Annotated in this window: 21 protein-coding genes; 18 read left to right on the top strand and 3 right to left on the bottom strand. The window is 31.4% G+C overall.

Going from position 1 to position 25,228, the window contains the following annotated elements; translation table 11 throughout:
* Positions 1 to 4: 4 nt before the first annotated feature.
* On the top strand, positions 5 to 2,521 hold the full coding sequence (locus CCE28_RS09250; protein ID WP_095133226.1) for a CoA transferase: 2,517 nt from the start codon (positions 5 to 7) through the stop codon (positions 2,519 to 2,521).
* A gap of 866 nt (positions 2,522 to 3,387) precedes the next feature.
* A complete protein-coding gene (locus CCE28_RS09255) occupies positions 3,388 to 5,016 on the top strand; it encodes a BCCT family transporter (RefSeq protein WP_095133227.1) in 1,629 nt (542 codons plus the stop codon).
* A gap of 111 nt (positions 5,017 to 5,127) precedes the next feature.
* On the opposite strand, the gene bioC is transcribed toward CCE28_RS09255, so the two are convergent.
* Genes bioC through bioF form a run of 3 tightly spaced genes read right to left on the bottom strand, consistent with a single transcriptional unit; the run spans position 5,128 to position 7,779 of the window.
* Entirely contained in the window at positions 5,128 to 5,901 is a 774-nt protein-coding gene (gene bioC, locus CCE28_RS09260; RefSeq protein WP_095133229.1) for a malonyl-ACP O-methyltransferase BioC, read from the bottom strand.
* The gene (locus tag CCE28_RS09265) at positions 5,894 to 6,607 is read right to left on the bottom strand and encodes an alpha/beta fold hydrolase (RefSeq protein ID WP_095133231.1); all 714 of its coding nucleotides are present in this window, start codon (positions 6,605 to 6,607) and stop codon (positions 5,894 to 5,896) included. The genes bioC and CCE28_RS09265 overlap by 8 nt, the downstream gene beginning before the upstream one ends.
* An 8-nt stretch (positions 6,608 to 6,615) precedes the next feature.
* A complete protein-coding gene (bioF, locus tag CCE28_RS09270; RefSeq protein ID WP_095133233.1) occupies positions 6,616 to 7,779 on the bottom strand; it encodes an 8-amino-7-oxononanoate synthase in 1,164 nt (387 codons plus the stop codon).
* A 143-nt stretch (positions 7,780 to 7,922) separates the two neighbouring features.
* Here bioF and CCE28_RS09275 point away from each other — a divergent pair, with 143 nt between their 5' ends.
* The 16 genes from CCE28_RS09275 to CCE28_RS09350 all read left to right on the top strand — a co-directional run.
* A complete protein-coding gene (locus tag CCE28_RS09275; RefSeq protein WP_242972942.1) occupies positions 7,923 to 8,153 on the top strand; it encodes an acyl carrier protein in 231 nt (76 codons plus the stop codon).
* Positions 8,154 to 8,161: 8 nt separating this feature from the next.
* Positions 8,162 to 9,400: a beta-ketoacyl-ACP synthase II gene (gene fabF / locus CCE28_RS09280; protein WP_095133235.1), complete on the top strand. Its 1,239-nt coding sequence runs from the start codon at positions 8,162 to 8,164 to the stop codon at positions 9,398 to 9,400.
* 270 nt (positions 9,401 to 9,670) lie between these two features.
* On the top strand, positions 9,671 to 11,659 hold the full coding sequence (locus CCE28_RS09285; protein ID WP_095133237.1) for a methyl-accepting chemotaxis protein: 1,989 nt from the start codon (positions 9,671 to 9,673) through the stop codon (positions 11,657 to 11,659).
* Positions 11,660 to 11,757: 98 nt separating this feature from the next.
* Positions 11,758 to 12,003, top strand: a complete 246-nt coding sequence (locus CCE28_RS09290) for a DUF1292 domain-containing protein (protein WP_095133240.1) — start codon at positions 11,758 to 11,760, stop codon at positions 12,001 to 12,003.
* Between the two features lie 49 nt (positions 12,004 to 12,052).
* Positions 12,053 to 12,565 carry a dUTP diphosphatase gene (locus CCE28_RS09295; protein WP_176461746.1) on the top strand — a complete coding sequence of 171 codons (513 nt, stop codon included), beginning with the start codon at positions 12,053 to 12,055 and terminating at the stop codon, positions 12,563 to 12,565.
* A gap of 332 nt (positions 12,566 to 12,897) precedes the next feature.
* Positions 12,898 to 14,406, top strand: a complete 1,509-nt coding sequence (gene yfcC, locus CCE28_RS09300; RefSeq protein WP_095133245.1) for a putative basic amino acid antiporter YfcC — start codon at positions 12,898 to 12,900, stop codon at positions 14,404 to 14,406.
* Positions 14,407 to 14,570: 164 nt separating this feature from the next.
* A complete protein-coding gene (locus CCE28_RS09305) occupies positions 14,571 to 15,425 on the top strand; it encodes a metallophosphoesterase family protein (protein WP_176461747.1) in 855 nt (284 codons plus the stop codon).
* Between the two features lie 75 nt (positions 15,426 to 15,500).
* Positions 15,501 to 17,510 (top strand): sigma-54 interaction domain-containing protein, encoded by a 2,010-nt coding sequence (locus CCE28_RS09310; RefSeq protein ID WP_095133248.1) that lies wholly within the window; start codon positions 15,501 to 15,503, stop codon positions 17,508 to 17,510.
* Positions 17,511 to 17,741: 231 nt separating this feature from the next.
* The gene (gene iorA, locus CCE28_RS09315; RefSeq protein WP_095133249.1) at positions 17,742 to 19,502 is read left to right on the top strand and encodes an indolepyruvate ferredoxin oxidoreductase subunit alpha; all 1,761 of its coding nucleotides are present in this window, start codon (positions 17,742 to 17,744) and stop codon (positions 19,500 to 19,502) included.
* Position 19,503: 1 nt separating this feature from the next.
* Positions 19,504 to 20,073 carry an indolepyruvate oxidoreductase subunit beta gene (locus CCE28_RS09320; RefSeq protein WP_095133250.1) on the top strand — a complete coding sequence of 190 codons (570 nt, stop codon included), beginning with the start codon at positions 19,504 to 19,506 and terminating at the stop codon, positions 20,071 to 20,073.
* A 14-nt stretch (positions 20,074 to 20,087) separates the two neighbouring features.
* Entirely contained in the window at positions 20,088 to 20,999 is a 912-nt protein-coding gene (locus tag CCE28_RS09325; protein WP_095133251.1) for a bifunctional enoyl-CoA hydratase/phosphate acetyltransferase, read from the top strand.
* Position 21,000: 1 nt separating this feature from the next.
* Complete coding sequence (buk, locus tag CCE28_RS09330; RefSeq protein WP_095133252.1) at positions 21,001 to 22,071, top strand: butyrate kinase; 1,071 nt, start codon at positions 21,001 to 21,003, stop codon at positions 22,069 to 22,071.
* 13 nt (positions 22,072 to 22,084) lie between these two features.
* Positions 22,085 to 23,170, top strand: coding sequence for a histidinol-phosphate transaminase (gene hisC / locus CCE28_RS09335; RefSeq protein WP_242972943.1), 1,086 nt, complete (start codon positions 22,085 to 22,087; stop codon positions 23,168 to 23,170).
* A gap of 329 nt (positions 23,171 to 23,499) precedes the next feature.
* Positions 23,500 to 23,682, top strand: coding sequence for a hypothetical protein (locus tag CCE28_RS09340; RefSeq protein WP_141228343.1), 183 nt, complete (start codon positions 23,500 to 23,502; stop codon positions 23,680 to 23,682).
* 86 nt (positions 23,683 to 23,768) lie between these two features.
* Positions 23,769 to 24,299, top strand: coding sequence for a 3'-5' exonuclease (locus tag CCE28_RS09345; protein WP_095133255.1), 531 nt, complete (start codon positions 23,769 to 23,771; stop codon positions 24,297 to 24,299).
* Between the two features lie 135 nt (positions 24,300 to 24,434).
* A partial coding sequence (locus CCE28_RS09350; RefSeq protein WP_095133257.1) for a GerAB/ArcD/ProY family transporter occupies positions 24,435 to 25,228 on the top strand: 794 nt, incomplete at its 3' end.

Genomic DNA, 25,228 nt, shown 5'->3' on the forward strand with positions numbered 1-25,228 from the left:
TGATATGAATAAAAGTTTACAGGAAAAAGCTCCTTTTGAAGGACTTAGAGTTCTTGATTTTGGACAATATGTGGCGGGACCTACAGCGGCAATGATGTTGGGAGATCAAGGAGCAGAGGTTATACGAATTGATTATAAAACAGGCAACAAATGGGATAATCCAATAATTGATGCATTAAATAGAAGGAAAAAAAGTATTGCACTTAATTTAAAAGATGAAAGTGATTTGGAAATAGCAAAAAAATTAATAATGACGGCGGATGTATTAATAGAAAATTTTGGATTAGGAGTTATGGAAAGACTAGGCCTTTCTTACGAAGAAACAAAAAAATTAAATGACAAATTAATATATGTGTCTATTCCTGGATTTTCTTCAAAGGATGAGGAATTTATAAATTTAAAAGCATGGGAAGAAGTTATTGCAGCAGTATCGGGACAATTTACAGATATGGGACTTAATAGAGTTCTAATGGGAATAAATCCTTCCTTTACTTCACTTACACTTTCTTCTGCATATGCAAGTGTATTTGCGGCTATGGCAGCTTCAGGGGCTTTATTTGCAAGAGAAGCCCACGAAATAGGAGATTATATAGAGGTTCCTATTGCAACAGCCCTAACAGAAGGCCTAGCTTACAATTCTATGCTAGTAGAAAACTATCCAGATAGATATTGTTCACCTAGAGAATTAGAAATTAATAAAAGGCGAGCAGAAGGTAGACCTATGGATATGGAATTCGATGATTTACAAGAATTTTTAGATCCATTTTACAGATCATATTTTTGTAAAGATGGTAGACCAGTATATCTTGTTTGTGCATCTCAAATAACACATTCTCATACAGCCTTAAAACTATTATCTTTATATGATGAAGCTATGGAAGCTGGATTTCCAGAATTAGGTGATTGGTATTTACCAACAAATGAGTGGCCAAAAGGAGTAGATTGTGCGTTAGGATTATATCCTTTATCAAGGAAATGGGCTGAATGGATAGCACCAAAGATGAAAGAAAAATTTTCGGAAAAAACTAGCCTTGAATGGGAAAAGATTTTTGGGGAAGCTGGTTGTCCATTGGGGGCTCACAGAACAACTAAAGAATGGATAAATTCTGAACATGCGATAAAATCAGGATTAATACATGAAGTTAATCATCCTGAACGGGGATTAGTAAGACAAATTGGACCAATTGGATGGGTAGACAGTAGTAAAGAACTTTGTGGAACAGGAGAATTGCCGCCAAAATTAGATGGCAATAGAGATGAAATTTTAAAAAGTTTAGAAGATGTAAAACCTATACAAAGTAATAAAAATCATCCTAAGGAAGGTTGGTTAGAAGGTTTAAATGTTTTAGATATGACAAATGTTATAGCGGGACCTATGGTTGCAGGAACTTTAGTGAGATTTGGAGCGGAAGTAATAAAACTTGATGCTGTGAAGCCAACTTTTGACCCTTGGAATACAATTGCTATAGGAATTCTTACTCAGCAAAGTAAAAAAAGTATGCTTACAAATGTAAAAACTGAAAAAGGTCAAGAGATTTTAGATAAACTTATAAAAAGGGCAGATGTAATAACTTATAACGGAAGAGATGAACAATTTGAAAAACTAGGAATAGATTTTGAAACTGTAAAAAGGATTAATCCAAAAACAATTTTAGTAAAAGTAGATGCTTATAGTGGACCAATGGAAGGTCCTAAAACCCATTATCCTGGATATGACGATTTATTACAAGCGTCAACAGGAGTTATGTCTAGATTTGGTGGTGGAATGGATACTCCAGAAGAACATGCACATATGGGAACTATAGATGTACTTTGTGGACATTGTGCTGCTTTTGCTACAATGGTTGCCCTTTACAAATTAAGAAAAACAGGTGTAGCGGAAATGGCTCATGCATCTTTAGCAAGTGCAGGACAGTTAATACAAGTACCTTTTATGTATGATTATGAAGGACGAGAACCTTTCAATGAGCCAAGTGGAAGAGAAGTTAAAGGTTGGAATTCTCTAATAAGATGTTATGAAGCTGAGGACAAATGGTTTTTTTTACGCTGCGGAGAAGATAAGATTCATGAACTGGAAAAAATTGAAGAAATTAAAGGCGTTAAAAGAATGAATGAAGAAGAAAGAATAGAATTTTTATCAAATATCTTTAAATCTCAAAGGGTTGATTATTGGGTAGGAAAACTTTCAGAAGTTGGCATTGGTGCTGGTCGGTTAGGGTCTTTAACAGAATTAAGAAGGGATTATTCCTTTGATGAAAATGGTATTGCATATTATGAAGAGCCTACGTATCAGTTTGTAAAATATAACAATCATCCATGTGGAAGTAGAGTATATTTATCAGCTCCATGTGCAGTAAGGCCGAAAGAAGCTACAATAAATCCTATGGTTCCATCTCAAAAATATGGGCAAAGTACAGTGGAAATTTTAAAAAGATTAGGATATATAGAAAAAGAAATAGATGAAATGGTGGAAGACAAAGTTATTGGATTGAAATGGAGTGAAGATTATCTTCCAGAATAATGCCAGTCAGAGTATATGCTAAAGCTAAGGCCAAAGATAAGTTTCAATTCTTTTGAAATGGATACTTTAATGTGGACTATAAATATAGTACTGATGAAAAATTAGTATTTATTAGAATAGTAGCTTTAAAGAGTTCTTTTAAATTAAAGAAATAGATGTTAAAAGATGTGGCTAAAATTAGCCACATTTTTTTATATTATATAGTGGGAAATGGAAATAGAGTATGAACTACACGTGAAGAAACACAATTAGCACGTAGCTATACCAAAATAGCTAATGAAAGTCTAGTTGGTTTAAATTATTATGGTGATGTGGAAGAAACAGCTAAAACTGTGCAATAAATTAGGAGGGATATAATTTTTGAATAATTAAGTAAAATGATTGTATACTTGCGAAGTATGCCAATATGTGCTATGATTATATCTAAATACAAATGAGAGAAGTAAAAATTTCTAGTAGCCTGTGAATAAGGCAAGATATGCTAAAATTTCTTAAGTTATGCAGATTTTGTACAAATTCACATATATAGGCAAAAGTAATTTTGAAAATCAGTAAATTAAAGAACTGGGGCTTGTTCAGGATCTATTTTATAGGTAATGAACTATACTATATTAATGGTATAATGTGAGTATTTTATGCGAAACTTAAGCACTCTAACTCTTATCTTTATGATATGAGTTAGAGTGCTATTTTAATTTTCAAAGAATATTCATGATCTAGTATTGGCAATAAGGAGATTTATATCCTTATACTAAGAATGAGTGTCAGTTGTATATAAAGAATGTGGCGGTTTAATATAGGTGAATAAACAACATACTCACAGGTTGTTTATACATATATTAAAATAGTTACAATAAGGAGGCAAAATGAATAATATTGATTTAAGTAAAAAGTTACACAACAGAAATTTCACAAAATATGGATTAGATATGAATTTATTCGTATCTATTGTATCTGCAGTGTTGGTTTTAGGGTTTATTGTATTTACTATAGCTAAGCCAAATGAATCGGCAGAGGTGTTTAATGGAATTAAAGACTATATAAACACTAAATATAATTGGTTCTTTGTATTTACAATTAATTTTGCATTAATATTTACTATATATTTGTCCTTTTCTAAATTTGGTAAGGTTAAATTGGGGGGACCAAAGGCTAAACCTGAGTTTTCTAATTTTGCATGGTACTCTATGCTATTTAGTGCAGGGATTGGAATTGGAATCTTTTTCTTTGGTGTTGCAGAACCTATTTATCATATGCAGTCACTACCAAAGGCTCTTTCAGGAGATAATCCAATTACAGATGCTTTTAAGATTATGTATTTACATTGGGGATTTAATGCGTGGGCTGTATATAGTATAGTTGCCATTGCCCTAGGATATTTTGCATATAATAAAAACTTACCCCTTTCTCTAAGAAGTTTGTTTTATCCTATTTTAAAGGAAAAAATATTTGGAATATGGGGAGATATTGTTGATACATTAGCAGTACTATCAGTTTTGTTTGGGTTGGCAACCTCTTTAGGTCTAGGAGCTCAGCAAATTAATTCAGGACTAAATTATATTTTTGGAATACCTATAAGTTACCAAGTGCAAATTATATTGATTGTTTGTATTACATTTATTGCAACTTTATCTGTAGTGAGCGGTATTTCAAAGGGAGTTAAATTACTTAGTGAAGCTAACTTTTATATAACAGGTATATTTTTATTTGGAATTCTAGTATTAGGGCCTACCTCTTTTATATTATCAACATACTCTAATAGTCTTGGCTCTTATATATCGGATTTTGTTAATATTTCACTTTTTATAGGAATGGATAAGGCTGATATAGCATGGCAAGGTGGTTGGACTATATTTTACTGGGCTTGGTGGATTGCATGGACTCCATTTGTAGGTATGTTTATTGCAAGGATATCTAAAGGTAGAACCATTAGAGAAATAGGAATAGGAACTATTTTCTGTTCTTCCCTTGTTATCTTCTTTGCTATGACAATTTTAGGCGCTACAGCTGTTTTTCTTAATGGTGTAAATGATGGTGTCATAGTGAAAGCAGTTAATACAAATATTTCTACGGCCTTATTTGAAATGATTGCAAATTTTGTAAGCTCAAAGGCTTTACAAGGAATCATATCATTTGTAGGAATGGTTGCTATTATACTTTTCTTTGTTACAAGTAGTGATTCAGGTTCTTTAGTGGTAGATAATTTAACTAGTGGAGGAAAATTAGATTCTCCTAAAACACAAAGAGTATTTTGGGCAGTAATGGAAGGTCTTATTGCAGCTTCCGTTTTAGTACTAGGTGGAACGAAAGCATTGAATACATTACAAGGGGCCGTTATAATTACTGGGTTACCCTTTGGTGTTCTAGTATTAATTATGTGCTATTCACTGTTTATATCATTAAAAGAAGAAATGAAGTATTATGAGAAATATGAATTGAAAAAATTAAAAACAAGACTAAATAAGGCGGAATTAAGCAATGCAGAACAGAGTTAAAAAGGCAAGAAAGCAATGAAAAGTTATACTGACACATAAATAATTATGAAAGTAAAAATACTACTTCTAATCTTAGAGAGAGAGGAAGTAGTATTTTTATTAATATACATATTACTTATTTAACTTAGCCCATATAACATGATATGTGGTCTTTACTTTATCATCTACTCGATAGTCTTCGTTATATATGTCCATAACCTTCTGTATAAAAGTAGGGTTAGGCTTTTTTCTATTAGAAGAGCTATTATTGGCTCCAATCTTTTTTATGGACAAGAAAAATTCATTACAATCATTAAAATATTCCACTTCATTGGACTCTACTATTTGTAGATTTCTATTTAGTTCCTTTTCTAATCCCTCTTTAGAAAAGAAGCTCTGACTTGGTAATATGGGGTCTATTTTTAATTCAGTACTAGCCTTTAAGAAAGTTTCCTTTAATTCAAAGAAGGTTTCTTCTCCAAAGGTAGAAAATAGTATTATTCCATGGGGAGTTAATAGGTCATGTAATTTATCTACCGTTTCTTTTAAATTATTAAACCATTGAAAGGTGGCATTAGAGATTATTAAATCGTATTTACCTTCTAAATCCATAGACTCAATATCACCGCATATGAAATTTACTTTATTAGAGTTTACTCTTTCCTGTGCATATTCTATCATGCCAGGAGCTAAATCTAGGGCTGTAATAGATCCATTAGGAAAATCATTAACTAGCTTTTTAGTAACATATCCAGTACCACAGCCAATTTCTAAAATAGAGTGAACCTTCTTGTTATCTATTAGATTTACTAATTTATCGCCCATGATCTTTTGTACATTTGCATATTTGTCGTATTCCCTAGCTCCTCTAGAAAATCTTCTCTTTAATTTATCCTTATTAATCATTGTCATCTTCCTCTTTAATTATTTTAAAAACTTCCACTGGATTTGTATAAAAGGGTGCGTGCCCTGCATTTTTTAAGGCGTATAGGGTGGAACATTTTATATGGTCATTTAGGTAAAACGAAGAAGTAATAGGCGCTATTAAATCATCAGTACCGTGAATTAAAGTCACATGATGCTTTATTTTACTTAAACCTTCTCTAAAATCCCTATCCATCAAATATTCTAATCCTAAATGTAGAGATTCCCTATGAAAATTTAAAATATTTATATTTTTTAAGAATATATTATAAAATTCATGTTCACTAGGAGAAAACATATTTTCATAAAACTGCTTCAATATAATGGTGTGATCATTGTCCATTTCCTTTATCATGTTCTTTACGATACGTTTGCTCCAACCTATTTTATAATCTGTAGAAGATGTAAATCTACTAAAACCGCTAATAAGTGTGAACTTATCTATTTTATTAGGACTACACATTAATAGCTTTAGAGCCACTAAACTTCCTAAAGACCAACCTATTATATGTACTTTATCCTTAGCCTTAAAAAAATCCATAGCTGACTTTTCTATAAAAGATATATCTTTTATATGATTCCAGTCCATTAAGGTTACATTGTAGTCCTTACTAAGTAAATGAATTAAATTATGAAATAGTATTTCATTAGATGCCCAGCCAGATAATATTAATAAATCTTTTTTCATAGATTCTCCTAAATTATATTTAATTTATTTCCATAATATTTTAATTTATCAATAACATATTCTAAATCTTCATAAGTATGAGTTGCCATTAGAGATATTCTAAGTCTACTAGTGTTTTTTGGTACTGTAGGCGGGCGGATGGCATTTACGTATATGCCTTCTTCTAATAAATACTCACTAAATTTAGTACATATATTTGGATCACCGATTATTATGGGGATAATAGGTGTACATGTATTTGGAACTTGAAATCCTAACTGGATTAAGTTTTCTTTGAACCAAGAAACTAGGTTTAAAAGATGTTTTCGCTTTTCATCTGAATTTTTTACTATATCTATAGATTCTAAGGCTGTGGCTAAATTCACTGGAGGAAGACCCGTTGAAAATATAAAGCTTCTTGCTGAGTTCTTTATATAATCAATAATATGTTTTTTTCCAGCCACATATCCTCCTATGGATGGGATGGCCTTACTCAAGGTACCCACATGAATATCTATTTCACTAGATACATTAAAGTGAGATGGAGTCCCACTACCGTTTTTACCTAATACTCCTAATCCATGGGCATCATCTACCATGGTTAATATATTATGTTCTTTACCTATAGATGCAATTTCATCAAGTGGTGCTAAATCTCCATCCATGCTAAAGACTCCATCTGTAACAATAAGATTATATTCACCCTTATGAATCTCTATTTTATTTCTTAAATCATCCATATGACAATGCTTATATCTTACAAGCTTTGCACCACTTAAGGTACAACCATCTATAATGCTTGCATGATTTAATTTGTCAGAGAATATTACCCATTTTCTATCACAAAGGGAAGATATTACTCCCGCATTTGCCATATACCCCGTGCTAAAAGTTAGGGCTGATTCTGTATTTTTAAATGAAGCTATTTTTTCTTCTAATTTTTTGTTTAAATCATAAGTACCTGTGGTGAGACGAGAGCCACCTGCTCCTAAGCCATATTTATCTATGGCATTTTTAGAAGCTTCCTTTAAAAGAAGATTATCTGATAGACCTAAGTAATTGTTAGAACCTAATAATAATATTTCGCTTCCATCTATGGTAACTCTACTCTTCTGGCAAGACTGGAGATATTTAAAATTTCGATATAATCCTTTAGATTTGATATTTTCTAGTTTTTCTTTTATTTTATCCATACTCCAACTCCTAATTTTGATAAGTTAAATGTTATCTATATAGTTATATTATATTAATTGTAAACTTATTTCAACTGACAAGTTTACAATTGTCTCAAAATAATATATAATTCAAATAAAATACATAAATTTTGGAGGTCATTATGGTTTTTGAAGAACTTAAGAAAATAATAAATGAAATAATGGATATACCAATGAATGAAATAGAGTTAGGTTCACATCTATATGATGAAATGGATGCGGATTCATTAGATATGTCACAAATAGTGTTGGCCTTAGAAAATAAATATTCTATAGAGATAGATGATGAGGTCTTTGAGGAATTTGATACGGTTGGAAATATTGTAGAATATGTTGAAAAACTAGCAGCATAGGAGGAACTATGAATAAAAGAGTAGTTATTACGGGACTTGGGGCTATAACTCCCATAGGAAATAATGTTGAAGAATTTTGGAAAAGTTGCAAAGATGGAATTTGCGGTATTGATCATATAAAATCCTTTGATCCTTCTAACTTTAAAGTAAAGGTAGCAGCAGAAATTAAAAATTTAAATGAAACAGATCATTTTAAGAGAAAAATAAGTAGAAGATTAGATAGATATTCTAAATTAGGCATTATAGCAGCAAGGGAAGCTTATAGGGACTCAGGTCTAAATGACGAAAATGTGGATAAAAGTAGAATGGGAATTATGGTTGGCACAGGTGTAGGGGGGATGAATACCATATTAGAAGAACACGAAAACTTCTTAAATGGCGGAAGTAATATGATATCTCCTCTGTTAGTTCCTAAATTTATTCCAAATATATTATCGGGAAACCTGGCTATCGAATTTGGGATTAATGGTATGGTAAATACAGTCATAACAGCCTGTGCAGCATCTGCTAATGCCATAGGAGATGCTTATAGGATCATAAAGCATGGATATATGGATGTAGTTATGGCCGGAGGAAGTGAGAGTTGTATAAATCCCCTTATGATGGGTGGTTTTACTAATTTAAATGCCCTATCTTTAAGTAATGACCCAAAACGTGCTTCCATTCCCTTTGATAAAGAGAGAGAAGGTTTTGTAATGGGAGAAGGAGCAGGAATGCTCATTATGGAAAACCTTGATCATGCCATAAGCCGTGGTGCTCATATATATGGAGAAGTGGTAGGGTACGGAACTACTTGTGATGCTCATCATTTAACGGCTCCTGAAAAAAGCGGAAAAGAAATCATTAGAAGTATGGAACTAGCCTTGATAGATGGTAATATAAGTCCAGAGCAAATTGATTATATTAATGCCCATGGAACTTCTACTCCATATAATGATAAGATAGAAACCCACTCCATAAAGGAAGTATTTAAAGAAAATTCATCTAACATTCCTATAAGTTCTACAAAATCTATGATAGGCCATTTATTAGGAGGAGCAGGAGCTGTTGAGGTTATAGCTTCCATTAAAGGAATGGAGGAAGGGTGTATACATCCTACTGTTGGGCATGAAGTTTATGATGAAGAATGTGATTTAGATTATGTAAAAAATGAAAGTAGAAAAAAATATATGGATTATGTCATGTGTAATTCCTTTGGATTTGGAGGACATAACACGGTACTAATATTGAAGAAGTTTAATGGTTAAGATAATCTCTTAACCATTTTTTATATGCAAGAAAATTATAATATTTTAACCTATAAATAATGGGAAGTTTTCTAATAAATACACATAGAAAACTAAGAAATGACATAGTTAACAAGAAAATGTTTACAAATATTAGATAATATGGTAAATTATAGATGATAATGATAATCATTATCAAAAAGAAGGGGAGGGGCCCATGAAAAAACAGTTATAATATATTAAGTGGAACAGGAAATACAAAAGCTATGGCTCAATTAGGGGGGACCACATATGAAGCTGGGAATTAAAACTAAATTGGTAGGGATGTTTATAATATTAATATCTATTCCCTTGTTATTTTTAGGATTTACTTCTTATAACAGAACTATAAAAATAATAGAAGGGGATTTAAATGAATTATGTACTAGTACAATAGATGGGATTGAAATATCTATTGATAATTATTTAAATAACTTTAGTGAAAGTTTAAATATGATTTCTAAGAATACAGATGTTAAAGAAATTATAGAACATCCTGAATATGAAGTATATATGATTGGAATGTTCAAAAACTTCATAGATTCTCATGAAGATTGTATATCTATATACTTAGGCCTTAAAGATAAAACTATGCATACATATCCTTATACAGAATTTGAAGAAGGGTTTGATCCGTTAACAAGACCTTGGTATAAAAGTGCATATGAAAAAAATACCATATCATGGACTGAGCCTTATATAGATGTTACTACTAATAAATTAGTAGTAACAGCATCAACTCCTGTATATAATAGCAAGGATGAATTTATAGGAGTTATTGGAATTGATATTGATTTAGATACATTATCCCAAAAAATAAATAAGATGAAAATAGGTAAAGATGGATATGCTGCCTTGATTTCTTCAGAAAAAATAATGATAACACATGTAGAAAAAGAAAAAATAGGGAAATATGTAGATAGTAAAGAGATATTAGATGCACTAGATAATAATAAAAAAAGTGTATCATATAAATATGAACAAAATGGAGAATTAAAATCTAAATTAGCAATATTTAAAACTATAAAATCAACTGGATGGACATTAATAGGAAGTTTATATACTAATGAAGTATTTCATAGAGCTAATACAATGTTGTATAGGATTATAATAATAGGAGTAATATTTCTAATAGTATCTATAGGATTAGCATATATATTTTCAAATTATATAACTAAGCAAATAAAGAATATAGTAAATAATACTGAGAAAATGAAACAGGGAGATTTATCTATAAAATCTCATATTAAAACGGGTGATGAATTTGAAAAACTTTCCAATATATTTAATGATACAGTAAGGACTTTAGGTAACTTAATAAGCAATATACAAGATGCATCTAGTGAAGTTAGAAACTCATCTGAGAATTTAGCAGCTATAGCTGAGGAGACTAGTGCAACTTCAGAACAAGTAGGAGCAACAGTTGAAGAAATAGCAAGGGGCGCATTATCTCAGGCGAAAGAGGCAGAAAAAGGATATGAATTAGTTAATGGTTTGTCTAATAAATTTGATGAACTTATGAACAATACAAAAGATATGATTGAATCAACTGAAAATGTAGTTAATTCTAATCTTCAAGGATTTGAAGCTGTTAAAGATTTAGTACAAAAGACTGATAGAAATGCTCAAGCTACTCATAAAATAGAAGAAGCTATAATTGAACTTAGTAGAAAATCAAAAAATATCGAAGATATATTAAATACAATTACATCAATTGCAGAGCAAACAAATTTGCTTGCACTTAATGCATCTATAGAAGCAGCAAGAGCAGGAGAACATGGTAAAGGATTTGCCGTTGTGGCAGATGAGATAAGAAAGCTTGCAGAAGGATCAAAGGCGGCCACTGATAATATAAAAGATATAATAGACAATATTCAAAATGATAGTGAAAATACTGTTAATATAATGAATGAAGTAAAAGTGTTATCTAAAGAACAAGGATTATCTGTTTCTAAAGTTAATGATTCCTTTGAGGTAATATCAAAATCTGTTAGTGATATAACATATAAAACCAATAGGATAAGTGATTTTGTAAACAGTATAAATAAAGAAAAAGATTTAATAGTAGAATCCATACAGAATATAGCAGAAGTATCAGAAGAAAGTGCATCTTCATCTCAAGAAGTAAATGCTTCTATGCAACAACAATTAATGGCAACTGAAGAAGTGGCAAAACTTGCAGATGAAATGAACAATCTTTCTAAGGAACTTGCAGGTCAAATAAAAGTATTCAAAATATAAGCAGTCAATTGGCTGCTTTTTATTTTGAATATAAATTACATGTATTCATATAAGGATTTAGGAAATCCTAATAGTAATGACAAATAAGGAGGTAGAAAATGGATAATAACAACAAAGCAGATGTTATATATATAGAAGATAAAGATGGAGATGATCTTCCCTGTGAGATATTAGCTCAATTTGAAATGGAAGGGAAGAGTTATGTGGCCCTATTGCCACAAGGACAAGAAGAAGAAGTATATTTATTTGGATATAAGGAAACTGGTGATAGAGCAGAGCTCTCAGAGATAAAATCAAATGACGAATATGAATCTGTATCAGAAGCTTTCTTTACTTTATATTAAAAATATTATATATTATATTTTAAAATATAAAGTAAGTGGAGGTCTAGATATGGAATTAAATGAACTATTTAAAGTACAAGAAATTATGGAAAATCACATTAAGAAACTTTCTAATATTGATGAAGAGATTAAGGGAAAAGAAAATTTATTTGATTTAAAATTTTTGGCTCTTCAGGTTAAAACTGGAGAAATAGCTAATACTACTAAATGCTATAAATACTATAAGGTAAAGAAAATTATATCTAAAGAAAAACTATTAATAAGGTATATTGATGCTTTGAAATTTCTGTTATCTATTGGTAACGACCATAACTTTAACATTATAAATGAAGAGGTTATAGATAAATCAAAATATGAGGATAATATAATAAAATTATTTTCATACATATATGATGATATAACTGATCTTAAGAAATCAGCTAAAAAAGATGATTATTTCCATGCTTTAAATACCTATGTAAGATTGTTTACTAGATACTTAAATCTAGCAGAATTAATAGGACTTAACTTCAGTGAAATTTATAGCTATTATATGGAAAATATAGCTATAGAACTAGAATAAATTTCAAATGGAAAAATTAAAAAACTGTGTTTTAAACACAGTTTTTTTTCTTAAATAACCAATCATTATTTACATTGGTATGAGCTAGCTTTATTCGGTGTAAACAAAAGGATTTTTTTATAAAATCATGGTTACCAATTAATGGATAATGAGAATTGTGTTTGCTATTCGAACGAATGGTTGGTTACAATATACACTCAAATGAAAAAAACGATATTTTTTAGAGAAAACTAATCTTTTAGGATAGAAAGTGTTGACTATTTATACTTGTAGCATGTATGATAATACAGGAAATCGATTTTACAATATAAAATTTGACAGGAGGAGAATATATGGGAAATAAAAAAAGATTTGCAGTACCAGATACATATGTAATCATATTTTTTGTTATTTTATTGGCAGCGGCATTAACATATATTGTACCGGTAGGCCAGTTTGATACCCATGATATTAGTTTTACAAAGGCGGATGGAACTGAAAAAACTAAGACAGTTCTTATTCCAGAAAGCTTTAGAATTGTCCAAGATGAAAACGGTGAATCCGTAAAAAATGGGATAAAATTATTTGAACCCTATGGTGGAGTAGGAGTTACAAACTACATGTTTGAAGGTCTTGTAAGTGGAGATAAATGGGGTTCAGCCGTTGGGGTTGTTGCATTTATCTTAGTTATTGGAGGAGCCTTTGGAATTATTTTAAAAACAGGAGCCGTAGAAGCGGGAATGTTTGCAATGATTAAGAGAACAAAAGGCTTCGACGTTGCAATTATTCCTATACTGTTTATTTTATTTTCATTAGGAGGCGCAGTATTTGGAATGGGGGAGGAAGCTATTCCCTTTGTAATGATTCTAGTTCCTATTATTGTTGCTATGGGTTATGATGCAGTTACGTGTATATTAATCACATATGTGGCAACACAAATAGGTTTTGCAACTTCTTGGATGAATCCTTTTAGTGTTGCTATAGCACAAGGAGTTTCAGGAATCCCTGTTTTATCAGGGGCTGGATTTAGAGTATCTATGTGGATATTCTTTACACTTCTTGGTATAGGATATACTATGATCCATGCTAAAAAGGTAAAAAAAGACCCAACAATATCTATTTCTTATGAGCAAGATGAAGTTTATAGAAATGAACTTAAATCTGATGAAGATATAAGTTCAGATTTTGGACTAGGGCATACATTAGTTATTTTAACTCTTGTGTTAGGTATGGCTTGGGTTATATGGGGTGTAATGAAGTATGGTTATTATATTCCAGAGATTGCAACACAATTCTTTATTATGGGTATTGTATCAGGAATCATTGGTATCATATTTAAATTAAATGATATGACAATGAATGGTATGGCACAAGCCTTTAAAGAGGGTTCAAAAGATTTATTAGGTGCAGCATTAGTAGTAGGTATGGCAAAAGGAATTATCCTAGTTTTAGGAGGTTCTGACCCAACTACACCAACAGTACTTAATACTGTACTTCACTATACGGGAAATATTGTAGGAAAATTACCACCAGCAGTTGCTGCATGGTTTATGTATATATTCCAATCAGTATTTAACTTCTTTGTTGTATCAGGTTCAGGACAAGCAGCTCTTACTATGCCGCTAATGGCACCACTTGCTGACCTTGTAGGAGTAAGTAGACAAGTAGGAGTTTTAGCATTCCAATTAGGAGATGGATTTACAAACTTAATAGTTCCAACTTCAGGAATTCTAATTGCTGTTTTAGGAATTACTAAAATAGAATGGATGACATGGGCAAAATGGCAATTCAAATTCCAAATGATATTATTTGCATGTGCATCTGCATTTGTCATGATAGCTACTGTAATTGGATTTAACTAAAAAAATACCATATATTTTTATGTATAACTTAATAAATGAAAGCTAGTTGTTAAGGTATAACATGAGGTGAAAAAATTAGAAAAAACTGTGTTTTAAACACAGTTTTTTTTAATTGTTAAAAGGGAAAAATAGAATATTATAATAGATTAGGGAGTGTTAAAGTTTTGTACTATAAATCTTTATATGATAAATCGTTGGAATTATTAAAAGAAAGAAAAAAGAATTTAAAGGATAAATGGAATTTTGTAGTGGTTGGAGATACTCATTTGTTTCATAAGGGTTCTGATTGTAGAAATGGATTAGACAAGGTGGTTAATTTATTTAAAGAAAAAAAATTAGATCCATTATTTATAATCCATGTGGGAGATACGATTCACAAAAGATCTGAAGATAGAATGAAAGATTTTGTGAAAATTATAAATGATGATGAAACACTAAATAAAATTCCCATATTTTGTGCCACCGGAAATCATGATAGAATAGGCTCTTTTGAGGTTGTAGGAGACACAGATGCTTTTAATAAACATATTGCTCCTTCTGATTACTTTATAGACGTGGATGGAAGTAGATTCATATGGCTTAATAATACAGGGCATGTGGAGAATGGGAAAGAATACATGGGATTTTCTAAAGAGTATCTTGAAAAAAATTTAATAGGTCCTATGGAAAATGCAATTAAAAATAATATATCAAACTTTTTTATAAGCATGCATATTCCACCTAATTGGGGCAGTTGGACTGATGGAGGAAAAACTGATAACCACACCTTTAAACATGGTGTAGAAGAGTTTATACACATAATTAAAACCTATAAAAAATATATAAAAGTTGTCTTTTGTGGTCACATTCATGCCTATGGATTGCAGACTATAGATAATGTACCCATAATAGTTACTGGAGGCGGTGGTGGATTATTGTGTAAAAACTTTAATGAAACTATAGACCATCACTTTATAAATGTGGAAGTAGTTAAAGACAAGGAAGATAGGAATGTGGCCTTTACAATTTATGAAATTTAACTTGTGTATATAAAATGATATAATTGAAGATAGAAAAAGTTAACAAGATTTGTGGGAGCAAAGAGGTGGGCAACTTTGGAAAAGAAATTGTATATATTAAACTTTAATTATGAGGACGGAAAAAACATAAAAAAGCAATTGGACAATCTATTTGAAGATAATATAGATATTAGGTGTATAGAATCAGAGGAATTAAGTGCTCCTAAAGGGGAGTGCTTAATTTTAGTTCCTGATAATAGGACTTTTATAGGTATTAAAGAAAAATTAGGACAAGGATGTAATGTAATAGAGGCCAAGTTAACTTTGTCTAAAGAATCCATAGATAAGATTAAAAGCTTAGACAATGATAAGAAGGTTAGTCTTTTTCATGAAAATATTGAAATAATGAATAAAATAGTATGTGTAATATATAATCTCACAGGAAAAAAGCTACATACCTGCGAATGTGAAAATTCACATATATATCTAGATTTAAATGATGAAAAAAAAGAAGATTTTATTGGAAGAGTATTATTAGATTTAAGTACAATAATAGAAATTGCAGTAAGGTTTAATATAGATTACATAATAAAAAACGAAAATATAATGGAAAAATACAAAGAAATGATTACTAATGAAGCTGGATTTCTTAATATGCTTGGAAGGGTTAATAAATTTGAAAGCCAGCTGGATATACTATTTAAAGTCATTGATGAAGGGGTTATAATAGCAGATAAAAATGGAATGATAAATATTTGTACGGATAATTGTTGTAACATAATTGGATATAAGAAAAAAGATGTGATTAATAAGAGTTTAATAGAATTATTTCCACAAATATATTTTAATCCAGTTTTAGAAGATTATATATATATAAAGGAGCAACTTATAAAGATAAACGGAGATGACATTATAGTATCAATATATCCTATATTTCATTCAAATAGAATGTACGGAATGGTAGGCTTGTTTAAAAAGTTTAGTGACTTGGAGCGAAAGCAGCATAAAATAAGGGCCAAATTAATAGGTAAAGGACATAGGGCAAAATATAAATTTTCCAATATTGTTGGAAAGAGTGAAAAAATAGAAAAGTGTAAGGAGATGGCTAGGAGAATGGCCAAATCTAATTCTTCTGTTCTTATAACTGGAGAAAGTGGAACTGGGAAGGAGTTATTTGCCCATGCCATGCATAATAGTTCTGATAGAAGAGAGTACCAATTTGTGGCTATTAATTGTGGAGCGCTGCCTGAGAGTCTTCTTGAAAGTGAACTCTTTGGATATGAAGAAGGAGCCTTTACAGGAGCTAAAAAGGGTGGAAAACCGGGACTATTAGAATTGGCCCATAGGGGAACCTTGTTTTTAGATGAAATAGGTGAAATGCCACTTAAGTTGCAATTAAGATTGCTTAGAGTATTGCAAGAAAAAGAAGTTATGAGAATAGGCGGAGATACCTTAATAAAAGTAGATATTAGAATTATAGCTGCAACAAACAGAAATTTAAAGGAAATGGTCTTAAGTGGACAATTTAGGGAAGATCTATATTTTAGATTAAATGTATTACCCTTAAGAATACCTCCCCTTAGAACTAGAACGGAGGATATTATTCCACTTATAGAAAAAATGAAAGATGAATTTAATAGTGAGTTTTATTTCATGCCTAATGCCATTGACGCCCTTTTAACCCATAATTGGAGAGGGAATGTGAGGGAACTTAGAAATTATGTAGAATACTTTACTAATATTGGCTTAACGAAAGTTGGAGTAAAGGATCTACCCTTTGATGATATAGGTATATATGAAGAAGGATTGGAAGAAGAAGATTTGGCTTTTATAGATAAATTAAAAAAGCAAGTGGGAAAGGGCATAAGGAAGTATGTATTTGTATTAGAACAATTAGAAAAGAGTCAAATAATTAGTAAAAGAATGGGAAGGCGCAGTTTGTACCAGTTGGCAAAGGAAGAAGGCTTGTATATAAGTGAGAATGAAGTTAGAAGTATCCTTGTTACATTGGAAAAATTTTTAATGGTAGAAATATATAAGGGGAGAAGTGGTACGGTTATAACAGACTTTGGTAAAAGGTCATTATCTTATATGAAAAAGGGTTAAATGGGGAAGTAGCTTACACCATTTAACCCTTTCTTTGTATGTGGAATTTTCTGAAAAAGGCAAAAACACTGAAAATGTCATGCAAAAAAAGTTGGTACGAACTTTGCTATTAAGTATATAGGGAAATGAATTGAGAAAATTATAGGTGTAAAAGCTAAAAAAATTTATTTGTCTAAAAATGTTTTGTCTACCTATATAAATTACTAAAATGGGACTAAGGAGGAAGGTTATATGAAAAAAATCATGTCAGGCAATGAGGCCATTGCTAGAGGTGCCTATGAAGCAGGATGTACTGTAGCAGCGGCTTATCCAGGAACACCAAGTACAGAAATACTTGAAAATGTGGCTAACTACAAGGAAATTAACTCAGAGTGGTCACCTAATGAAAAGGTAGCTCTAGAGGTTGGATGTGGAGCAGCTATAGGTGGAGCTAGAACATTAGTAGCTATGAAACATGTAGGACTTAATGTGGCAGCAGATCCATTTTTCACTATAGCATACGAAGGTGTAAATGGAGGATTAGTAGTAATAAGTGCAGATGAACCTGGAATGCATAGTTCACAAAATGAGCAGGATAATAGATTATATGCACCCCACGCTAAAGTCTGTATGATAGAACCATCCGATAGCATGGAATGTTTAGATTATATAAAAGAATCCTTTAAAATCAGTGAAGAATTTGATGTGCCCGTTATGTTTAGAGTAACTACAAGAATTTGTCATTCTAAGGGATTAGTTACTTTATCAGACAGAGAAGAAGTTGGCGTTAAAAAATATGAGAAAAATGTGCAAAAATATGCTATGATGCCAGCCCACGCTAGAGCGAGGCACGTAGTATTAGAAGAAAATTTAGATAGACTAAGAGCATATTCAAATAAATGTTCTTTAAATAGAATGGAAATGAATGATACTAAGATAGGAATCATAACAAGTGGTGTTTCGTATCAACATGCTAAGGAAGTATTTGGAGAAGAAGCATCTTATTTAAAATTAGGGCTTACTTTCCCTATGCCAGACAAATTAATAAAGGAATTTGCAGATAAAGTTGATGAAATTTATGTAATAGAGGAAAATGAGCCATATATTGAAAATTTTGTGAAAGCCATGGGGATTAAGTGTACAGGTAAAGAAGTACTATCCGTATGTGGAGAGTTAAATCCTCATATACTAAGAAAGGCCTTTAAGAAGGAAGATGAAGGTGCAGGATATGATGTGGATGTTAGCTTACCAAAACGTCCTCCTATGCTATGTGCTGGATGTCCTCATAGGGGTATATTCTATGCCATGAGCAAATATAAGGACTTAGTTGTATCTGGAGATATTGGATGTTATACTCTAGGATTAATTCCACCTCTTAATGTAACGGATACGGTAATATGTATGGGAGCTGGTTTCTCTGCAGCTATAGGTCTTAAAAAGGCTTTCCAAATGGGAAATGTGGATAAGAAGGTATTTGGAGTTGTAGGAGATTCTACTTTCTTCCACTCTGGAATAACGGGTCTTATTGATGCAGTTTATAATAAAACTCCAATAACATTAGTTATATTAGACAACTCTATAACAGCCATGACTGGTCATCAAGAAAATCCTGGAACAGGAAAAACTTTAATGGGTGAAATAACAGAAGTTATTGATATAGAAGCAGTAGTAAAGGCCTGTGGAATAAAAGAGGAAAACGTAGTAGTGGTAGATCCGTATGACTTAGAGAAGACTAGAGAAGGTGTTGAAAAGGCATACAATGCAACGGAGCCATTTGTATTAATCACAAAGAGACCTTGTGCTTTAATTAAGGAAGTTAGAAAAGAAAGAGCTCATCTAAATTGTGAAGTAGTTCAAGAAAAATGTAAAAAGTGTAGAATGTGTTTAAAGATAGGATGTCCAGCTATTACTTTAAAGGATGGAGATATTTTAATAGATAAGGCTATGTGTAATGGTTGTGAACTATGTAAACAAGTATGTAAATTTGATTCAATTGTAAAGGTGGGTGAATAATATGACTAAGAGTTTATTATTAGTAGGTGTTGGCGGACAAGGGATTATCCTTGCATCTAAAATATTAGTAAGTGGTCTTATGAAAATAGGATATGATGTTAAAATGTCAGAGATTCACGGTATGGCTCAAAGGGGTGGAAGTGTAACTACTCAAATTAGGTTTGGAGAAAAGGTATATTCACCATGTATTGTGGAGAATAGTGCAGATTTAGTAATTGCCTTTGAAAAAATAGAAGCCGTAAGATGGTTAGACAAATTGAAAAAAGGTGGTACACTATTAGTAAATGATTATGAAATATATTCCCTTCCTGTTTTAATAGGAAAAGAAGAATATCCAAAGGGTGTAATAGAGAAACTAAAGGAAGTAGTGGAGCATTGTAAGGTTTTTGATGCCTTTTCTGTGGCAGAGGAAGTTGGAAATGTCCTTACTCAAAATATAGTAATATTAGGAGCTTTAATAAAGGCCTTAGGAATAGATACTATAGATTGGGTAGAAGTATTAAAGGAAAATATTCCAGAAAAATTACATGATATAAATATCAAAGCATTGAAAAAGGGAATGGAATTGTAAAAGTGAGGGATAATATGGTTTTTGAAAATTTCAACAAACTTATAAATAAAGTTAAAAATAATCAAGAAAAAAAGAGAGTGGCTGTAGTGTGTGCTGGAGATGAGCACACACTAGAGGCCGTATTCTTAGCTAAACGTGATGGAATAGTAAATCCTATATTAATAGGAGATAGTGAGAAAATAAAAGGAATATTAAGTAATCAAAAGAATGAGATAGACCATGAAAACATAATCCATGCTGACTCTATGGAAGAGGCAGCTAAATGTGGAGTGGATTTAATCCGTGAGAACAAAGCAGATTATTTAATGAAGGGTAAAATTGATACTTCAAAACTTCTTAAGGCCGTAGTAAGTAAAGAATCAGGATTAAGAACAGGTAGTGTCATGTCCCATGTGGCATTTTTAGAAATACCTACTTATAAAAAGTTACTAGTAGTAACTGATGGCGGAATGGTAATGTATCCCACATTAGAAGAAAAAAAGGGTATTGTGGAAAATGCAGTGAGAACTTTAAAGCTAATAGGCTATGAAAAGCCTAAAGTGGCAGCACTTTGTGCTGTCGAGAAAGTAAATCCTAAGATGGAAGAAACAGTTCATGCTAAAGAATTAAAGGATATGAGTTTAAATGGTAAGATAGAGGACTGCATAATAGAGGGTCCTATTTCATACGATTTAGTTATGAGTAAAAAATCTGCAAGAATTAAAGGATTTGAGAGTCCTATTGTAGAAGAAGCAGATATACTTTTAATGCCAAACATAGCAACTGGAAACATAGTTTCAAAATCACTTATATATTCAGCCAATGCCAAAATGGCTGGAATAGTGGTAGGTGCCAAAGTTCCTATAGTACTTACATCAAGGGGTTCTTCTACAGAAGAAAAATATTTATCTTTAGTACTATCTTCAGCTATGGATAAGGGGGAGTAATATGAAACATTATGTATTATCAATAAACCCAGGGTCCACATCTACTAAGGTGGCCATATATGAAAATGAATTAGAAATTCATAAAACTACCATAGACCATTCAAGTGAAGAACTTAAAAAGTATGACAAGACCATAGAGCAATGTTCTATGAGAAAGGATGCCATACTAAAGTTTTTAGAAGAAGTTGGGTTTGATGTTAAAGAATTGTCTGGAGTAGTAGGTAGAGGTGGCATGTTGCCGCCAGTAAAGTCAGGTGCCTATAGGGTAAATGAGAGTATGATTGACAGACTTACTAATAGGCCTGTAGTAGAGCATGCATCTAACTTAGGAGGTATTATTGCCTATGAAATAGCTAATCCATTAGGGATTAATGCATATGTATATGATTCTGTGGCTGTAGATGAACTAATGCCTATAGCTAGAATATCTGGTATGAAAGAAATTGAGAGAAAGAGTTTCTCTCACGCACTGAACATGAGAGCTATGGCCATAAAAACTGCTAAGAAGATTGAGAAATCCTATTATGATTGTAACTTTATAGTTGCTCACTTAGGTGGCGGAATTTCCATAAGTGTTCACAATAAGGGGAAAATGGTTGACATAGTATCTGATGATGAAGGACCTTTCTCTCCAGAGAGGGCAGGAAGAGTGCCTTGTAGAGAATTAATCAATCTTTGTTTTTCAGGCAAATATGACAAGAAAACTATGAGTAAAATGTTAAGAGGTAAAGGTGGATTAATATCTTACTTAGACACTAACAGTGCACTTGATGTACAAAAAATGATTGATGAAGGAAATGAAGAAGCTAAGCTTGTTTATGAAGCCATGGCATATCAAGTAGCAAAGGGTATTGGAGAACTTGCCACAGTTGTAGATGGAAAGGTAGATAGAGTTATAATCACAGGTGGAATAGCTCATTCTAAATTAATAAGTGAATGGATTAAAAGTAGAGTTGAATTTATAGCACCCGTTGAAATAGTTCCAGGAGAAAATGAATTGGAAGCTTTAGCCTTAGGTGGACTAAGGGTATTAAATGGTGAGGAGACGGCTTACGAATATGATTTAGGATAAGGGGGCAATATCTATGAGTAAGTTTAGAAAAGAATTATTAACTTTAGGCTGTTACGTTCCAGGAAAGCCTATTGAAGAAGTTAAAAAGGAATATGGCTTAGATAAAATCATTAAGCTCGCTTCTAATGAGAATCCATTAGGACCATCAAAATTAGCAGTTGAAGCTATTAAGAATGAAGCGGAGAATGTATTTGTATACCCAGATGCTGCAAGTATGGATTTGAGAGCCGATATAGCTAAAGACTTAGGAATAGAGGCAGATAATATTATACTTGGAAATGGTGGAGAGGATGTTATAAGGATTATAGCTCAGACCTTTGTTGAAAAGGATGATGAGGTTATAATGGCAACTCCTTCGTTTATATTATATAAAAACTGGTCTATGCACATGGGCGGAGTAGCAGTAGAGATTCCACTAAAGGATTACAAGCATGACTTTGAAAAGTTTATTGCTAGTATTAATGATAAGACTAAAGCCATATTTGTATGTAACCCAAATAACCCATTAGGAAATATTATGACTAAGGAAGAGGTTAAGTATTTAGTTGACAATATTCCTAAGGATTTAATTTTAGTTTTAGATGAAGCATATTATGATTATGCTATTATGAATGAAGATTATCCAGATAGTTTAAGCATATTAAAAGAAAGACCAAACACAGTAATTATAAGAACTTTCTCTAAATCTTCTGGTATTGCAGGATTGAGAGTGGGCTATGCAATCTCAAGTGAAGAAATCATAAGTGAAATGACTAAGAGTAAGACCGTATTTAATGTGAACAAAATAGCTCAAGCAGCAGCTAGGGCAGCTCTACAAGATAAGGAGCATATTGAAAATACTGTTAAGTTAAATTATGAGTCATTAAAGATGATTACAGATTATTGTAATGAAAATAACCTTGAATATGTAGAATCTAATGCAAACTTTATCTTTATGAATGTGGGTAAAGATTCTAGGGTTGTATTTGAAGAATTACTTAAAAAGGGTATTATCATAAGACCAGGATTCCTATGGAAATATGATGATTGGTTAAGAGTAAGTACAGGCACATTAGAACAAACTAAAGAATTTATAGATGCATTAGATAGCATACTATAGAATTAAAACTCCTTCTATTTTTAGAAGGAGTTTTTCTTATGAAAAGGACAATTAATGATTAAAATAGAAAATATAGATATGTTATATTTAATCTGAAGTTGTGTGAACCTACTTGGCCACAATAAATTTAAAGTTTTTTCAAAGGAAGTCACTATCAGACTATAGAGTGTAAATTTTATAATTAAGGTAGAAGATTCATAATTGTTTGCAGCAAAAGATATTCTGATGTTCCACCTTTTCAAAAATTGTTAAACGTATTGTGCCTCGTAGGTGCTAAGGGATTATGAGTATTAAAAAGAGAAAAATAATTCAACAGGGAGATGATCATGTTGGAGAAAAAGAGATTTAGTATTTCTACTATAATTGCCATTTTAATGGGAGTGGGGGCTATAGTAGTATTTACGCCTGTATTGTTGTTTGTACTTATTCCCATAGGTGTAATATGTTTAGAACAATTTTGGGATGACATACTTTTGTGGGGAGCGAGCCTATATGATAAAAGACGGAAATAATCATTAAATTCCAGTTTAAATATGAGAGTAATCTTGTGGTATAATAGTATAATTACAATAGATAAAAGACAGATGAGGAGATTAATATGGAATTTGTAATTATAGATTTTGAGACTACAGGCTTATCTAACCAAGATAAGATTATAGAAATAGGATATGCCCATGTGAAAGGGAATGACATAGTGAGAACTGGAGGAAAAATAATTAATCCAGGAATAAAGTGGCTAAGCTCTAGAATAACGGCTATTACAGGTATAACTACAGATATGGTAAAAAAAGCAGACAAGATAGAGGATATATTCCCTAAATTTCATAAATTTCTGAAAAATAAATTAATAGTGGCCCATAATGCTTCCTTTGATATGAGATTTTTAAATAATCAATTAGAAGCTATGGGAGAAGAGAGAATTAATAATTATCTTTGTACAAAGAAGCTATTTAAGGAATATAAAAAGCTAAATGGAATAGGGTCAAAGGGAGAAAAGTTAGAAGATTTAGTAAGACACTTTAACCTTACTAATGAAAGGGCCCATAGAGCTGAAAGTGATGCCTATGTTACAGCCAAGGCCTTTATAAAAATGATAGAACATATAGATTATAAATTATATATAAAATAGATAAATACAGCCAGTGTTGGCTGTATTTTAATTTTATTGAGAATTTTACTTTAAGATAATAAGGGTGCCTTTTATGCAAATCATGCATTAGTTAACTATTAATGGAAAAGCTAATAGTATGGAGGGAATAAGTACATGAAAGAATCTCTTACAAATAGACAAATTGCTTTTTGTATTTTCGGATTAGTAGTAGGATATGGTGTTTTAAGTCTGCCTAAAAATGTTGCAGAAAATGCAGGTACAGGAGGATGGTTTACCTTATTAATTGCTACAGCAATAACAATGATTTCTACATATATAATTACATATCTTGGATATGTCCATGAAAACAAAACAATATATGAGTACAGTAACATATTAGTTGGAAAATATATTACATATATATTCATACTTATATATAGTATATATTTTTTTACAATTTTTACTATGCTCATAAGACTGGCCTGTGAAGCTATTAAGCTTACCATATTAATAAAGACTCCTGTATGGGCATTAAGTTTACTATTTCTTTCAGTGGCATATTACGCTGTAGTAAAAAGACTAGGAGTAATCGCAAGGATTTGTGAAATATATGGTCTTATCATTATTATAGGGTATATAACTATACAATTAACAGTATTAACTCAAGGAGAATTAATGAATTTAAAACCCTTTTTCGTTGTAGGACAAATACAATCATATATAAAAGCCACTCTAGTTACAATACTTCCATTTATAGGGATAGAAATACTTATAATCATACCTTTTAATAAAAAGAATAATAAACGAATATTTAAATATACAGCCTTTATGGTAGGAGTTATAGGAATTCTTTATATACTCATTGTAGAATCGTGCATTTCTGTCATGGGTGTAGATAGTATTATTCATTACAAAGACGCTTTATTTGCCACTATAAGAAGGATTGATATTAAAAGTCTTGAGTTTTT

Source organism: Anaeromicrobium sediminis (assembly GCF_002270055.1).
Classification (GTDB): Bacteria; Bacillota; Clostridia; order Peptostreptococcales; family Thermotaleaceae; genus Anaeromicrobium; species Anaeromicrobium sediminis.

Bases quoted from the DNA above. Each gene is read 5' to 3' on its own strand.
- CCE28_RS09275 (WP_242972942.1), top strand. From the start codon at position 7,923: ATGGTTTTTGAAGAACTTAAGAAAATAATAAATGAAATAATGGATATA.
- CCE28_RS09295 (WP_176461746.1), top strand. From the start codon at position 12,053: ATGGAATTAAATGAACTATTTAAAGTACAAGAAATTATGGAAAATCAC.
- fabF (WP_095133235.1), top strand. From the start codon at position 8,162: ATGAATAAAAGAGTAGTTATTACGGGACTTGGGGCTATAACTCCCATA.
- bioF (WP_095133233.1), bottom strand. From the start codon at position 7,779: ATGGATAAAATAAAAGAAAAACTAGAAAATATCAAATCTAAAGGATTA.
- bioC (WP_095133229.1), bottom strand. From the start codon at position 5,901: ATGATTAATAAGGATAAATTAAAGAGAAGATTTTCTAGAGGAGCTAGG.
- iorA (WP_095133249.1), top strand. From the start codon at position 17,742: ATGAAAAAAATCATGTCAGGCAATGAGGCCATTGCTAGAGGTGCCTAT.
- CCE28_RS09265 (WP_095133231.1), bottom strand. From the start codon at position 6,607: ATGAAAAAAGATTTATTAATATTATCTGGCTGGGCATCTAATGAAATA.
- CCE28_RS09250 (WP_095133226.1), top strand. From the start codon at position 5: ATGAATAAAAGTTTACAGGAAAAAGCTCCTTTTGAAGGACTTAGAGTT.
- CCE28_RS09255 (WP_095133227.1), top strand. From the start codon at position 3,388: ATGAATAATATTGATTTAAGTAAAAAGTTACACAACAGAAATTTCACA.
- CCE28_RS09320 (WP_095133250.1), top strand. From the start codon at position 19,504: ATGACTAAGAGTTTATTATTAGTAGGTGTTGGCGGACAAGGGATTATC.
- buk (WP_095133252.1), top strand. From the start codon at position 21,001: ATGAAACATTATGTATTATCAATAAACCCAGGGTCCACATCTACTAAG.
- hisC (WP_242972943.1), top strand. From the start codon at position 22,085: ATGAGTAAGTTTAGAAAAGAATTATTAACTTTAGGCTGTTACGTTCCA.
- CCE28_RS09345 (WP_095133255.1), top strand. From the start codon at position 23,769: ATGGAATTTGTAATTATAGATTTTGAGACTACAGGCTTATCTAACCAA.
- CCE28_RS09290 (WP_095133240.1), top strand. From the start codon at position 11,758: ATGGATAATAACAACAAAGCAGATGTTATATATATAGAAGATAAAGAT.
- yfcC (WP_095133245.1), top strand. From the start codon at position 12,898: ATGGGAAATAAAAAAAGATTTGCAGTACCAGATACATATGTAATCATA.
- CCE28_RS09285 (WP_095133237.1), top strand. From the start codon at position 9,671: ATGAAGCTGGGAATTAAAACTAAATTGGTAGGGATGTTTATAATATTA.
- CCE28_RS09325 (WP_095133251.1), top strand. From the start codon at position 20,088: ATGGTTTTTGAAAATTTCAACAAACTTATAAATAAAGTTAAAAATAAT.